Origin of the sequence: Microcystis sp. M_QC_C_20170808_M3Col, from assembly GCF_007095505.1 — a bacterium.
In the GTDB taxonomy this organism is placed as follows: Bacteria; Cyanobacteriota; Cyanobacteriia; order Cyanobacteriales; family Microcystaceae; genus Microcystis.
The window spans coordinates 1-15,787 of sequence record NZ_SFBY01000084.1; the positions used below are offsets into that span (position 1 = coordinate 1).

A 15,787-nucleotide genomic window follows, 5' to 3' on the forward strand; every position below is an offset into this window, starting at 1 on the left:
AGTAAATTCTTTTGAGGAGTGTAGGAAGTCTTTTAGTATCATCATAAATAAGTAGTGTGGGTAATACCTACCTTACTTAGTAAACTGTTTGAAATCATCGACAATATGATGACTTTATCAACTAAATTACAGGAACGCTTAGAGAGTAAAATCAAACAATTTGAGGAGGAAAGAACCATGCCTTTAATGAGTAATATGGAGTTACGAGGAATCGAACGCGGTAAAGAAATTGGTAAGGAAATTGGGGAGTTACGAGGGATGGAACGCGGTAAGGAAATCGGTAAGGAAATTGGTAAGGAAATTGGTAAGGAAATTGGAGCATTACAAAAAAGCCGTGATGCCATAAAAACAGTTTTAACTGTGCGTTTTGGACAAATTTCTTCAGAAATTGAAGAGATAATCGGCAAAATGACTAACCCTACTATCTTAGAAGAGCTACTAAAATTAGCAGCTACCGCTAATTCTCTCGCAGAATTTAAGCAGTCTTTGGCAAAAATCAATATCTAGAAAACGGGTTTCTTAGAAAACGGGTTTCTTAAAGAAACCCGTTTTCTGTAAATTTTTGTTATATCCCCCTTGAAAAATTCGGGATTCTTTGCATAAAATAGTCGAAGTCATCCTTTGCGGTTAATGTCATGACTTCTACCCTCTTGCCGAGCCTTCCTGCTGTTGACGATGTTTTGTTCAATTTCGCTCAATCTGATGGCTTGAGTCAAGCTAATCGGGTGGATAGTGTGAGAAATCAGCGTTTAACCGCTACCGTAGTTTTCCTCGATGCTGGTGTTGCCGATTATCAAAGTCTCCAAGCTGGAGTAATTCCAGAAGTCGCCACGGTTATTCTCACTCCCAATCAAGACGGAATCGAACAAATCTCCGCTTTTTTACAACAAAATCCCCAGATTACCACCATTCACCTGGTTTCCCATGGTGCGCCGGGATGCTTATATTTGGGAAATTGTCAACTTAATTTAACAAATATTTACGATTACCGCCAACAGTTACACAGTTGGGCAAAGATTAATCATATCCTACTGTACGGTTGTCAGGTTGCGGCGGGAGATGCGGGGACAGAGTTTATTGAGAAGTTGCATCAGTTGACAGGTGCGACGGTGATGGCTTCAGCGACACCTACGGGAAGTAGTAAATGGGGAGGAGATTGGGAGTTAGAGGTAATAGTTTCTCGCGCTGAAAGTGAGCAAGATTTGAATATTTCCTTGGCGTTTGTTGGAGGGACTTTAGCGACTTATGAGGGAGTATTTGCTCTTTCTTTAGTGGGTAATTATGATACTCCTGGATGGGCTTTTGGTGTGGAAGTAGTGGGAAATTACGCATATCTAGCTGATTATGATTCAGGACTGCAAATCATCGACATCAGCAACCCCACTAACCCCATTTTCAAAGGCAATTATGATACTGACGGCGCTTGGGATGTAGAAGTAGTGGGGAATTACGCATATCTAGCTGATGGGAGTTCAGGACTACAAATTATCAACATCAGTAACCCCACCAACCCCACTTTCATCGGTAATTATGACAATTTTAGTGCAGTCGTTGATGTGCAAGTAGTGGGGAATTACGCATATTTGGCTAATGGGGATTCATTACTGCAAATCATCGACATCAGCAATCCCACCAACCCCATATTAAAAGGCAGTTATGATGATAGTTCTGGTTTTGCTGATGGTGTACAGGTAGTGGGGAATTATGCTTATATAGCTGATTATTTTTCAGGACTGCAAATCATCGACATCAGCAATCCTACCAACCCCATATTAAAAGGTATTTATAATACTTCCGGTAATGCTAGGGATGTGGAAGTAGTAGGGAATTATGCTTATGTAGCTGATTATGATTCAGGACTGCAAATCATCGACATCAGCAACCCGACAAACCCCACATTTAAAGGCAATTATTATAGTTCTGGTGAGGCTACCGATGTACAAGTAGTAGGGAATTACGCATATCTAGCTGCTGGGGGGGGTGGACTGCAAATCATCGACATCAGCAACCCTACTAATCCCACTATCAAAGGTAATTATCAAAACAACTATGACTATGCTTTTGATGTGAAAGTAGTCAGTAATTATGCTTATGTAGCTGCGCGTGAAGGCGGATTGCAAATTATTGATGTGAGTGAGTTTACCAATCCACAAACTGTTACTCTTGCGGTTTCTCCCAGTAGTGTCAATGAAGACGGGACAACTAACTTAGTCTATACCTTCACTCGTACCGGTTCTACTACCAGCGCCTTAACCGCTAACTATACAGTTGGGGGAACAGCTACTTTTAGCACAGATTACACTCAAACCGGTGCAGCCAGTTATACAGCAACCACAGGGACAGTGAATTTTCTGGCTGGTTCATCCACTGCTACCGTAACTGTTGACCCCACTGCTGATACTACAGTAGAAAGTGATGAAACTGTTGCTTTAACCCTCGCTGCGGGGACAGGTTATACAGTAGGTACTCCCAACGCAGCCACGGGAACAATTACCAATGATGATACCAGTGTCACCCTAGCAGTTTCTCCCAGTAGTGTTACTGAAGACGGGACAACAAATCTGATTTATACCTTCACCCGTACTGGAGTAACCACTAATTCTTTAACTGTCAACTATACAGTTGGGGGGACAGCAACCAATGGAACCGATTACACTTCTATCCCCACCAGTGTCACCTTTGCTGCTGGTTCAGCGACTGCGACGGTAATCGTTGACCCCACTGCTGATACCACAGTTGAAAGTGATGAAACTGTTGTTTTAACTCTCGCTTCAGGAACAGGTTATACGGTTGGTACAACCGCAGCCGTCACGGGAACTATTACTAATGATGATAATTCCGGTAATAACCCTTATATTCTAGGTGGATATATAGGCTCTTGGAATCTTAACTCCAATACACCTATAGATGCTACATTTAATAAACTTACACATTTGTTCTACTCATTTGCTGATGTCACTTCAAATGGTACGGTTCAACTACCTCAAGATGGAACAGGAACAGGTGACATCGCTAAACTTCAACAAATTAAAGCTCAAAATCCCAACCTGAAAATAATGCTTTCCATTGGCGGTGGAACAGAGAATGATTTCTCCGCTGCTGCTGCTACGGTGCAGTCTAGGGCAAACTTTGCTCAGTCTGCTATCCAACTAATGAAGACTAATGGATTTGATGGTCTAGATATTGACTGGGAGTATCCTGAAGCAAATGAGGATAATAATTACATCCAATTGCTGGCACAATTGCGCCAACAAATCAATCAAGCATCTCAAAATGATGGCAAGCAATATCTTCTCACTACAGCCCTTTCTGGTTCTCCTTACATCTTATCTGCATCTGATTATGGAAGCAACCCTTACGATTTCAGCCCACAAGATTTGAAAGCAACTTCCGATTATGTGGACTTTATCAATGTCATGTCTTATGACTACCACGGACCTTGGGAGAACACAACAAATCATCAGTCAGCTTTGTATAAAAGCACCAATGACAACACCTACAACGCGGCTAAAGTAAATACTAATTGGGCGATTCAACACTATCTAAGTGCTGGTGTTCCAGCTACAGATATTGTATTAGGCGCTCCACTTTATGGGCGCACCTGGACTGGAGTTAACGCTGGTAGCAACAATGGGCTGTTCCAGCAGGGTACTGGTAGCTCTGAGCTCACATATAGGGAGCTTTATAATCTATTGGGGACAAATGGCTATCAATCTTTCTGGGATAATAGCGCCAAAGTTCCCTATATTTATAGTTCTCAAACAAAGGTGTTTAGCACCTACGAAAATAACCAATCAATTTTGGGGAAAACTGATTATGTCAAACAACTTGGAATCGGTGGTGCATTCTTCTGGGAAATTACTCAAGATTTGCCCATAACTCATAGTGATTCTTTAATCAATGCTGCGGCTACAAATTTGGGAATTAATAATGTTGTTTTACCCACCATTACCCTAGCGGTATCACCCAGTAGCGTATTAGAAAACGGACTTAACAACCTGATTTACACTTTTACCCGCACAGGAGCAACAACCAACGCCTTAACAGTCAACTATGGTATTACTGGTACTGCTGACAGTAGCGACTATACAGGTGCAACACCCGGAACCGGAAAAACCATCACCTTTGCTGCCAGTGCAAGTACAGCCACTCTCATTATTGACCCCACTGCTGATACCACAGTTGAAAGTGATGAAACTGTTGCTTTAACTCTTGCTTCTGGGACAGGTTATACAGTAGGTACGACCACCCCAGTGACGGGTACGATTACGAATAGTCCTGTCACTCCCAGTATTACTCTTGCTGTCTCTCCCAGTAGTGTTACTGAAGATGGGACAACAAATCTAGTCTATACCTTCACTCGTAGCGGAGTAACCACTAATCCTTTAACCGTCAATTACACCCTCGGAGGGACAGCGACTCTTAATACCGACTACACTCGTACAGGGACTAACAATACAGTCACCTTCGCTGCTGGTTCATCCACTGCTACCGTAACTGTTGACCCCACTGCTGACACAATAGTAGAAAGTAACGAAACCGTCGCTTTAACCCTCGCTGCCGGGACAGGTTATACCGTAGGTACTCCCAACGCAGCCACGGGAACAATTACCAATGATGATACCAGTGTCACCCTAGCAGTTTCCCCCGCAAGCGTTACCGAAGACGGGACAAGCAACTTAGTCTATACCTTCACCCGCAACGGAGTAACCACTAATCCCTTAACCGTCAATTACACCCTGGGAGGGACAGCGACTCTTAATACCGACTACACTCGTACAGGGACTAACAATACAGTCACCTTCGCTGCTGGTTCATCCACTGCTACCGTAACAGTTGACCCCACTGCTGACACAATAGTAGAAAGTGACGAAACCGTTATTTTAACTCTTGCTTCTGGGACAGGTTATACAGTTGGGACAACTACCCCAGTGACGGGGACAATTAATAATGACGACTTTTCCCAACTCTCCATCAATAATATTACCGTGGTCGAAGGCTTAGATAATAATGCCATCCTCACCGTCACAGTTGATAACCCCAACCCGCAACCAATTACCTTCAACTATACCACTGGACCCATTGATGCTACCGCCAATGTAGATTACACTAGCAAAACCGGAACTATCACCATTGCACCTAATACTTCCACCGCTACTATTAGCATTCCCATCCTCAATGATAACCTTAATGAAGCCGATGAAGTCTTCACCGTCACCCTCTCCAATCCGGTTAATGCTACCATCAATCCCGAAGGAGGAATAGGAGAAGTTATCATTACTGATACTTGGCAAACCAGTCTCACTCGCACCCTACCCAACAATGTGGAAAACCTCAGACTAATTGGCAGTAATAATATTAACGGTACGGGTAACGCCAGTAACAATAATATCACCGGAAATAGTGGCAATAATCAAATCAATGGAGGTGCGGGAATTGATAATTTAACCGGTGGTTTAGGTGCAGATACTTTCATCTTCCAATTTGGCCAATCTACCATATCAACAAGCGATCGCATCACAGATTTTGCCATCAATAGTGATAAAATCGACTTATTAACTCAAGGTGGACTACCTATGAATGCGCCTAGTAGTTTCAGTCGTGCTGCTAATAGCACTGTCACCACTTTACAGAATTTAATCAATCAAGTATTTACTGATGCCAATGGAGCCACTACAGGTAATCAAGAATTAGGGGTTAATAGTGCCGCCTTAGTGCAAGTAACAACTGGTGCAATAGCTGGAACTTACCTCGTTATTAATGATAGCACGGCTGGCTTCCAATCCAGCAATGATTTATTAATAAATATCACTGGATTTACTGGCACTTTACCAGCTTTAGGGAACATTACAGTGGGTAATTTCTTTGTTTAAGTATCTAAGCTCTCCTTCTAAGTCACCTAGAAAACGGGTTTCTTCGAGAAACTATTTAGAAACCCGTTTTCTTTGAGAAACCCGTTTTCGGCAAACGCCTATTTAGAAACCCGTTTTCTGGACTTTAAGAAAAATAAGTTGGATTTAAAGTTTTAAGGATTAAAGTTTGGTAAGTTGATTGACAAAGAGAAGCTGTCAATAAATATTGACGAATTAATTAGGGCTTGCTGAATAAATGTGAAATGTAGGCACTTCATCAGCCCGCGTCCTGTAGGGGCGAAGCATTCGGATAGAAAATCTACGGTTTCACCGATAGGTTATTGCCCGAATGCTTCGCCCGTACTTTTTCAGCAATCCCTATATACACTAATGATTAATTGGCAATCTAATCATCATCCTTATCAAATATTCTGATTCGGCTTATTGCCTTAAGTTTGAGATGATATATTTAACAAATCGGCTCGACTTTGTGTTATAATCAAAGCAAGGCTTTAAAGACGATATTCTCAGCAAATTATGCCTATTCTTCTTCCTTGAACTCTAATTTCACCGAAAGATTAATTTAACCTTGAGCGGTCGGGATTGATTTCTTAACCTTTTAATAAATTGATTTTTTCCCCGGTCAGGCTAGAATCAGTAGGATTAGCATCCAAGATAATCGGGGTAACTTTGGTTAATCTGGGGCAATGTAGCCTAAAAAACGCCCAAAATAGTCAAATTTAGGCTTAAGTGGCTTCTTTCTAACTGTTTAATCTACTATTTGGATATTAGACTCTATGACTAAAGCTCCTAGCGTAACTTCCGAAATCGATCTTAAAGATTCGCAATATTACTTTAACCGAGAATTAAGCTGGTTAGAATTTAATCATCGCGTGCTTCATGAGGCACTTGATCCTCGGACTCCCCTACTAGAAAGATTAAAATTTACCGCCATTTTTTGTGCCAATCTCGACGAATTTTTTATGGTACGGGTGGCAGTTCTTAAACAACAGGTAGAAGCAAATGTAGCCGTTTTAAGTGCCGATGGCAGGACTGCCTCGGAACAGCTAACCGAGATAAGTAAGTGTCTGCGTCCCCTTGTCCAGCAACAGGATCACCTTTTTGAATACACCCTGAAAAATCTGTTAGTAGAACAGGGAATTCATCTGATTAACTATGTGGATTTACATCAAGAACAGCGCAATTATCTCCATGATTACTTTGAACAAAATATTTTCCCCGTTTTAACTCCCCTTGCGGTGGATCCTAGTCATCCTTTTCCCTATATTTCTAATCTTAGTCTCAATTTAGCCGTAGTCGTTCGCGATCCCGACACCGATAAAGAACTATTTGCCAGGGTGAAAGTACCGCAGGTTTTCCCCCGTTTTCTGGCATTATCCAAAGAATTACGCCACCAAGACGGAAAAGCTTCGATTTGGACCGGAGTACCGCTCGAACAGGTGGTAATGCACAATTTAGAGGCACTTTTCCCCGGCATGATCATTCAAGAATGTTATCCTTTTCGGGTGACGCGCAACGCCGATATCTCCGTCGAAGAAGATGAGGCCGATGATTTATTATTAGCGATCGAGGAAGAAGTACGCAAGCGCGGCATAGGTAAATCGGCAGTACGTCTGGAAATTCACAGTTCTACCCCTAGCAATATTAAAAACCGGATCATGCGCGATCTGGGACTTAAGGAGATCGATGTTTACGATGTGGATGGACTGCTGGGACACAAAGATTTATTTTATTTTATGTCTTTACCCTGTCCCGAACTGAAAGATACGCCTTGGAATCCTGTCACCCCACCGGTTTTACAGGGATTGCGAGAAATAGTTGACGGTAACGAAGACGGGATCCTAGAACAGGATGGCGAAGATATTTTTACTTTAATTCGCAATAACGATATTCTCGTTCATCACCCTTACCATTCCTTTAGTGCCTCAGTACAACAGTTTATCGCCCAGGCTGCCCATGATGCCCATGTTTTAGCGATTAAAATGACTTTGTATCGCACTTCCGGAGATTCCCCGATTGTCAATTCCCTGATTGCAGCGGCGGAAAATGGTAAACAGGTAGCGGCGTTAGTGGAGCTAAAAGCCCGCTTTGATGAGGAAAATAACATTACTTGGGCGAAAAAGCTCGAACAAGCCGGAGTTCACGTTGTTTATGGCTTAGTTGGTCTTAAAACCCATACGAAAGTGGTTTTAGTGGTCAGAAAAGAAGGGGATAAAATCCGTCGTTATTTCCATATTGGCACGGGTAATTATAACCCAAAAACGGCTAAATTATACACTGATTTAGGCCTACTTAGCTGTCGCGAGGATTTAGGGGCAGATATCACCGATTTATTTAACTTTCTGACCGGATACTCCCGTCAGCAATCCTACCGCAAACTTTTAATTGCCCCGGTGAGTTTGCGAAAACGGATGTTAGCAATGATCGATCGCGAGGTCAAAAACTGTAAAAATGGCGGTACGGGGCGCATTGTCGCAAAAATGAACTCTCTTGTCGATAAACCGATTATAGAAGCCTTATACGCCGCTTCTCGTGCTGGCGTGCAGATTGACTTAATTATTCGTGGGATCTGTTGTTTACGGCCCGGATTGCCGGAAGTAAGCGAAAATATCCGAGTAATTAGCATTATCGGCCGCTTTTTGGAACATTCCCGCATTTTTTACTTCTACAATGGTGGTCAGGAGGAGGTTTATATTGGTAGCGCCGATTGGATGACGCGGAACCTGACTCGTCGCGTGGAAGCAGTGACACCCATCGATGAACCAGCGATCGCCAAGGAACTGGAAGAAATTCTCGGTATCATGTTGTCAGATAACCGGCAAGCATGGGAATTACAATCCGACGGCAGTTATATTCAGCGTCGTGCTGCCAACCAGGGACAGGAAAGCAGTACCCATGTAATTTTAATGGAAAAAGCCCTTAAATCTGCGGGTATTAGTCAATAGGAACAGTTATCAGTTATCAGTTATCAGTTATCAGTTATCAGTTATCATTTATCAGTTATCAGTTATCAGTTATCAGTTATCAGTTATCAGTAATTAGTAGTCAGTAATTAGTAGTCAGGAGACAGGAGATTATTTTTATTTATACTTCCCACACCCTACACCCCACACCCTACACCCTACACCCTACACCCCACACCCCACACCCCACACCCTACCCCCACCGAAAAACTTTTTGCCGCAAACCCTAAGTAATCCGTGATCAGATGTGATACTAAATCTGGTTATTAAAAACTGATTATTTATTCTCCGTTTTGCATGAGTGCCTCTTGCATGAGTGCCTCTCCTGATATGTAGCCTATACTCAACGGATTTAGTATGAGTTTTCGGTTCACTGATTACTGTTCACTGTTTACTGATCACTGGAAAAAGCTGACTAACTGGTTGAGAGGTTAAACAATCTCAAAAGCTGAGATCAAGCATCTTGATCTGTATTTTCTCAACCAGTCAAATCAAGCAAGAATCCTAATAATAATTACCGACTTTGCGATGGTGAACAGCCGTTAAACCATCAGGTTGAGAAACGCGACCATCGGTGACTTTATTGTAAACAATCCAGTGGTCAGCACATTCCATACGACTAACTACCTCACATTCTAAATAAGCGAGGGCATCGGCTAAAATTGGGGAACCATTATTAGCGGTGCGAGTATTGACTCCTGCAAAACGATCTTCCCCAGGTCCGAAACGTTTTAAAAAGTGTTTCATCAGGGTTTGATAATTGCCTTCTTCCAGAATATTTAAAACGAATTGATCCCCCACTTGCAGTAAAGACTCGATCGCCCGATCTTTGGCCACAGCAACGGTAAAACCGGGAGGATCAAAACTTGCTTGAGTCACCCAAGAAGCGACCATTGCCCCGCTTCTGTCTCCTTTCTTGGTGGTAATAATATATAAACCACCGCTAATCCGTCCGATGGCTTTATCAAGGTCAGTATCGAGGGATTTTCTTTGTTTAACTTTTACCTCTTGGGTTAATAGTTGTCCCATATCTGTCCCCGCTTCTTCACAGCGTTGATAGAGACTCTCGTTAGGAGTTTCCGAGCTACGAATGGGATCGAAAGCTTTGGTTAAGCCAACTTCGAGAAACTTATTAAATAGAGGTAAAATCGGTTCATCATCACCCCCTTGACATTCAAACATTCCGAGGTATTGCTTGGGGTTAACCGAGGCGAGAATTGTGCCTAGATTCCCCGTAATTTCTTGGGCATGAATACCAGAAACGGGGGGAGTACCGATGACGATTCCCACCGCGGAAGAAGCTAATTCTTTTACCTCTTGGGGATCGGCGGATTTCAGGTCTAGAGTTTCTACAGCCACACCAGTTTTAGTAATACCTTTGGCAATAGATTGACAGAGGCGATCGCTATAACCATAGTCGGAAATATAGAAAACAGCGACGGTTTTTTCTGCCTTAGTTTGTGCCTGACTCCAATCACGATAATGGCTTAATAATTCGGTAATATTATGTTTTAATACCGGTCCATGACCATTAGCCACGAGATTAATATTACCCAAGGGTTCCATCCGTTTCATCGCCGCTAGTACGGAACGAGCATTAGGAGCCATTAAACATTCATAATAGAAACGATAATCCGGTTCAATAGCACTTAATTGCTCATCGTAAAGATCATCGGAACAGTAGTGCATTCCAAAAGCATCACAGGTAAATAAAATTCCCGAACCGTGATCGTAGGTAAAAATAGTATCGGGCCAGTGTAAATTAGGAGCGTTAACGAATTCGAGAATGTGACCGTTACCTAGGTCTAACTGATCGCCATTTTTGACCAGTTGACGTTGAAAAGGATGATGAACTAAATTCTCTAAAAACTGAATTGCTACTTTCGACCCAACGACGGTAATATTGGGAGCAAGTTGCAATATATCTCTGACCAAACCACTGTGATCGGGTTCGGTATGACTGATAATTAAATAATCGATTTCTTGGGGGTTAATTAATCCGTTGAGATTATCCAAATATAGTTGACGGAATTTTTCGTGAGAGGTATCCACAAGGGCGATTTTTTCCCCACGAATCAGATAGGAATTATAAGTCGTACCGTTTTGTAATCCGAATTCAATATCGAAGCGATCGCGATCCCAATCGAGGGAGCGAATAGCAGTAGTGTCTGCGGTGAGATCGGCCACCTGCACGGTGAGACGTTTTGTTTTGACTGGTGTAGCAACCATCGAAACTCTCCTTATTGTTAAGTTTTTTATACTTTGTCTCTATTGTGCCACGAGAAAATTAAGTATGGAGATTTATTTTCTCATAATTATTTATCACAGTTATCTTAATGGTCAGGTAGGAGTCGATCGTCGATAGCGAATTAGCTTATACTTCATCTTTATGAGAAACGCTCTCTAGGGATCTGTGTGGGGAAATGGGTGTTATACGCTCCAGTCAAATTAAATTTTCCCACTAGCGATCGCTTTTCGGCGGGAACAGAGAATTAGATAAGAAATACTAATATTTTATCGCCATCAGCTTTTAGCCACAATTCAATTGAGTATAAAATAATCTCAGAAAAAGCCTCCAGAAAATGTCAAATCAACCATGAAAACAATCAGGTCGCTGACTCAGAGCTTGAGCTTCCAGAGTTTTCGGACGGTTCTTTCCTTGAGTCAGCGTGGGAGCAAATCCTTTGGACATGAGCAATTCTGGTGTCTAGGGGAACAAGAGGAATTATCTCCTAGCAGCCAGATTCAGACAAGGAAGGCTGAAAATTTGCCATGCCCCTTGCCTACACCCTATTACTTGTCTTAGATGTCTGTATAATTTGCTACATTTTTAGATGCGCTTACCCTGCTAAATTACCACAAATTGAGGTTAGGATAAAATGTCAATAAAAACCACAGAAATACAAGCCTCCGATGGCGCAAAAATTTATATGCAGTACGAAGAAAGTGATAGCGAGCAATTGCAAGCAGTAGGATTTTTCGAGGATATAGAAGAAAGAACAAAAAATTTTCAAGCAGGAGTTACTAATATTGTTAATGAATATGCACAATTGTTATTAACTTCGATAAAACAGGGAGTTTCCCAAGCCAATCCACCCAGTAAGGTTACTTTAGAATTTGGGTTACAAGTTGGGGGTGAAACGGGGATTCCTTTGGTGACAAAAGGTTCAGCACAAGCTAATATTAAAGTTGCTATTGAATGGCAATTTAACCAAGATAAGGGAGGTTAGTATGCAAGTTCAAATCGAAAAACGCTATTACACACCTGAAGAATACTGTCGCCTAGAAGAAACAGCAGAATACAAAAATGAATATCTAGATGGAGAAATTACTCCAATGGTAGGAGCAACTACCAATCATAATCTAATTGCTTTAAATTTCTGTAGGAATTTTCCAGCTAATATTAACAATCAAGATTATTGGGTTTTGATGAGTGATGTACGGTTATGGATGCCAAGTTATCGCTTTTATACTTATCCTGATGTCATGGTGATTAAAGACAAACCATTATATGAAGGAAAAGGCACAAACACTGTAACTAATGCGTTAATCATTGTCGAGGTTTTATCGAAATCAACTAGAGATTATGACCGCACTGATAAGTTTAAGTTTTATCGCTCAATTCCTGAGTTTAAAGAATATATTTTGATTGATCAATACCGTTATTATGTTGAGCAGTTTTATCAACATAATAATGGGGAATGGTTGTTTAAAGCCTCTGAATCAGACAAGGATGCTTTAAGGTTTTATTCTGTAGATTTTCAAATGTCATTGCTGGATATTTATCAACGCATTGATTTTAATTTAAGTGAAGAATAATGACTAAATCTAATCTCGACTATCTACAAGAATCAATGGTTAAAATCCTCAATGAAAAAGGGGATACGGTGGGTTCTGGGTTTATTATTCGAGAAGATGGTTATCTCATTACTTGTCATCATGTTATCTATCTTTTACCCTCTTTAAGAGTAAATTATCAAGGGAAAGAATACGCAGCTCAATGGTATCAAGAATATTCTAATCCAGAAGTTGATATTGCTATTCTTAAGATTGAGATTGAGAATGCTACACCCGTAAAAATTGTTAATTTTGAAGATGTGTTAAATTCCGTAACGGTTTATGGATTTCCTAGAGAAAAAGAGAAGAATTTTCCAGAAGGATTTGATGTGAATGCCGATAAAATTGCTGTTAGTGCGCCTTTAAATGTGCTTTCGACTTATCCTAATTATAAGCTTGAATATGATAATACTTGGAACAAATTGCCTACTGATAAATCGAATTTTTTGGCTAGTCGAATTAATGCTAAGGTTGACAGGGGTACAAGCGGAGGTGCTGTTTTTTCGGAAGAATTAGGAGGAGTTTTAGGAGTTATTCAATCCAGTAAAACTGATGAAAGTTATGTAATTCGGTGGGATAATATTTTAGATATTTTAGATAAACTGGGGTTAGAACCTACCAAGAATGCTGTTTGTCGATTTTTAGAGAAAATTCAAGATGAATTTCAATATCTTCAATTCTTTCATACTCGTCAAAAAATCTCGTTATTAAAGCAATATATTCCTATTGAAGTTACTTTAGAAAGACGCTATAACCATGAGATTGAAACATGGCAAGCTTATGCAGGTGATGAGGGAATATTAAAGAAAATTTATGCCTTAAAAGGTTTTACAGAGGAACAGCAACGGGAAGAAAATAAAAGAGTACAAGTTGATTGGAAAGAAGCCAAAGATAAACACAACAAAATGATGATTCTTGCTGATCCTGGGATGGGTAAATCAACCCTTTTAAGGATGGAAGCATTAAAAATTGCTAGGGAAGAATTAGGGAAGTTAGGTGTTAATACTCCTCAACCATTCTTAAACAATCGGGAGAAGGTTAAGGTTAAGGATGTGATTCTTCCTTTGTATTTTCGGCTATCTGAGTTAGCAAATAAATTAGCAGAAAAAAATGATGATATTATTAACATAATATCTCAGTTAATTGATAAAAGTTTTCAGATTGAGTCTATTGTCAAAGAAAAGCTAAAACAGGGAAAATGTGTCTTATTTTTAGATGCTTTAGATGAAGTTTCTTCCGTACAACTACATAAGCTAAATACAAATACAAAACTTAAGCATTTTTTATATGATTCTCCTTGTAAAATTTATCTAACTTCTCGCATTGTGGGTTATAGTGGCAAATTTTTAGGGGAAGTTAAAGAGGTAGAAATTGTTCCCTTTACTGACAAAAAAATAGCTGAATATATCAAAACCTGGTTTGTCAATGCGGAAGATTATCTAGAGAATGATTTGGTATCAGCAGAAGGTTTAATTGAGGAGTTGAAAAATAAACCGCAAATTCAGGGGTTAGCACAAAATCCTTTATTGCTTTCTTTGATTTGTAGTCTCTATCAAACTCAAGATTTAATTTTACCAGCAAAACGTAATGAAGTGTATAGACAAGCAGTTGATTATATGCTGCGTGATTGGGTAGAAAATAGAAAGCTAGTATCAGTATCAGACGGAAAGCAGATAGCGAAGATCATATTATTAGAGATTGTGGCTTATCAGTTATCTTGTCGAGAAGAAGAAATTTTTATTTTTCAAAAAAAAGACTTTTATAATGTTTTAGAAAGATATTTACACCATGAAGAAGTATCAACAATTTTCCGGCCATCAAATAGTGATGAATTAATGAGAGAGTTGTGCGAGGAAGATGGGATTATTCAGAAGTTTCATGAAACAGGCGATCAATATCTATTCTTACATCGCACTTTCCAGGAGTATTTTACTGCTTGTTATCTTCATCAACGGATAAAGAAAAATCAAGAGGATGGAATTGCGTTAGTCAAGGCGCATTTCTGGGATCATGATTGGCATGAGACGATTATTTTGTTAGCCGGGATGATGTCTGATGCTAGTCTTTTATTGGAAGCAATTTTACAGGAAAAAGATGATGTTTTTGCGACTTTGTTAATACTGGCTAGTAACTGTCTGGCGGAAAGTAAAAATATTCAAGATTCTCTGATTAATCAGATAGTCGATAAGCTTTATCAGGTGTGGCAGCGTGATTTTAGTTTAGAGTATATCAAGAAGACAATGGTGACATTAGGGAAGACTTTTCCCTTGATGAGAAGACGATTAGAAAACGCACTTAAAGATTCACCTTGGTATGGCAGAGATACTAAATATAGTGCAGCAGAATTGTTAGGTGAAATCGGCAATCCTGAATCGATACCTGCTTTAAGTGCAGCATTGGATGATTCGGAAAATAGAATTAAAGGTTATGCAGAAGACGATATAAAAGAAATAAAGAGAGAACGTAAACCTATACTAAATTTTAAATTCTCTTTGTATAAAAAAGAACAATTCAGAGGTTGGGCATTAAAAGCATTAGGAGAAATTGGCAATCCCGAAGTATTACCGGCTATTATTCGGGCGTTAAATTATTCAGATTGGTTCAGAGATAATCTAGCAATAATTTTAGGAAAAATTAACAAAAAGCAATCTTTAGCTTTACCCTTTTTAATTTCAATACTGTATGATTCTGAAGAATATGTCAGATTTTGGGGGGTAAAAGCTCTAGGTGAAATTGGTATTGGTAATTCGGAAACAATACAAGCTTTGATTACAGCACTCAATGATGTGAAAACTAGAAACAATGCAGTAGAAGCGTTAAGTAAGATTAACAATTCAGCAGTAGTGTCGGCTTTAATCGAGACGATTAAAAATTCAGATGGGGATTTCAGAATTTATGCAGCAGTAACTTTAGGTAAAATTAGTAATCCACAAGTAGTGTCAACATTAATAGAAGAAGTAGTGAATCATTCAGATGTTTATATTAGTTACTCTGCGGGGCTCTTCGTTACCCTTTATGCTAAATCAACAGACAAGATGCCAAGACAACATACTTCTAACCCAAAAATTCCGAAAGTTTCTAAAGCCATAGGCTCTCCGTTTTATTAGTTTAAGT

General features: G+C 40.1%; 6 protein-coding genes and 1 pseudogene. 6 read left to right on the forward strand and 1 reads right to left on the reverse strand.

What is annotated here, in order from left to right:
• Window positions 1-105: 105 nt before the first annotated feature.
• From EWV84_RS04215 to ppk1, 3 genes are all read left to right on the forward strand, one after another.
• On the forward strand, window positions 106-507 hold the full coding sequence (locus EWV84_RS04215) for a hypothetical protein (protein ID WP_287076652.1): 402 nt from the start codon (window positions 106-108) through the stop codon (window positions 505-507).
• A 128-nt stretch (window positions 508-635) separates the two neighbouring features.
• Window positions 636-5,873: a glycosyl hydrolase family 18 protein gene (locus EWV84_RS04220; protein WP_287076654.1), complete on the forward strand. Its 5,238-nt coding sequence runs from the start codon at window positions 636-638 to the stop codon at window positions 5,871-5,873.
• 776 nt (window positions 5,874-6,649) lie between these two features.
• Entirely contained in the window at window positions 6,650-8,818 is a 2,169-nt protein-coding gene (gene ppk1, locus EWV84_RS04225) for a polyphosphate kinase 1 (protein WP_287076656.1), read from the forward strand.
• Window positions 8,819-9,340: 522 nt separating this feature from the next.
• On the opposite strand, the gene EWV84_RS04230 is transcribed toward ppk1, so the two are convergent.
• Window positions 9,341-11,065 (reverse strand): diflavin flavoprotein, encoded by a 1,725-nt coding sequence (locus EWV84_RS04230; protein WP_287076658.1) that lies wholly within the window; start codon window positions 11,063-11,065, stop codon window positions 9,341-9,343.
• Between the two features lie 650 nt (window positions 11,066-11,715).
• Here EWV84_RS04230 and EWV84_RS04235 point away from each other — a divergent pair.
• From EWV84_RS04235 to EWV84_RS04245, 3 genes and pseudogenes are all read left to right on the forward strand, one after another.
• Window positions 11,716-12,066, forward strand: coding sequence for a CU044_2847 family protein (locus EWV84_RS04235; protein WP_287076660.1), 351 nt, complete (start codon window positions 11,716-11,718; stop codon window positions 12,064-12,066).
• Between the two features lies 1 nt (window position 12,067).
• Window positions 12,068-12,655 carry a Uma2 family endonuclease gene (locus EWV84_RS04240; RefSeq protein WP_287076662.1) on the forward strand — a complete coding sequence of 196 codons (588 nt, stop codon included), beginning with the start codon at window positions 12,068-12,070 and terminating at the stop codon, window positions 12,653-12,655.
• Between the two features lie 35 nt (window positions 12,656-12,690).
• Window positions 12,691-15,615: pseudogene (locus EWV84_RS04245) on the forward strand (HEAT repeat domain-containing protein); the annotation flags it as partial.
• Window positions 15,616-15,787: the final 172 nt, after the last annotated feature.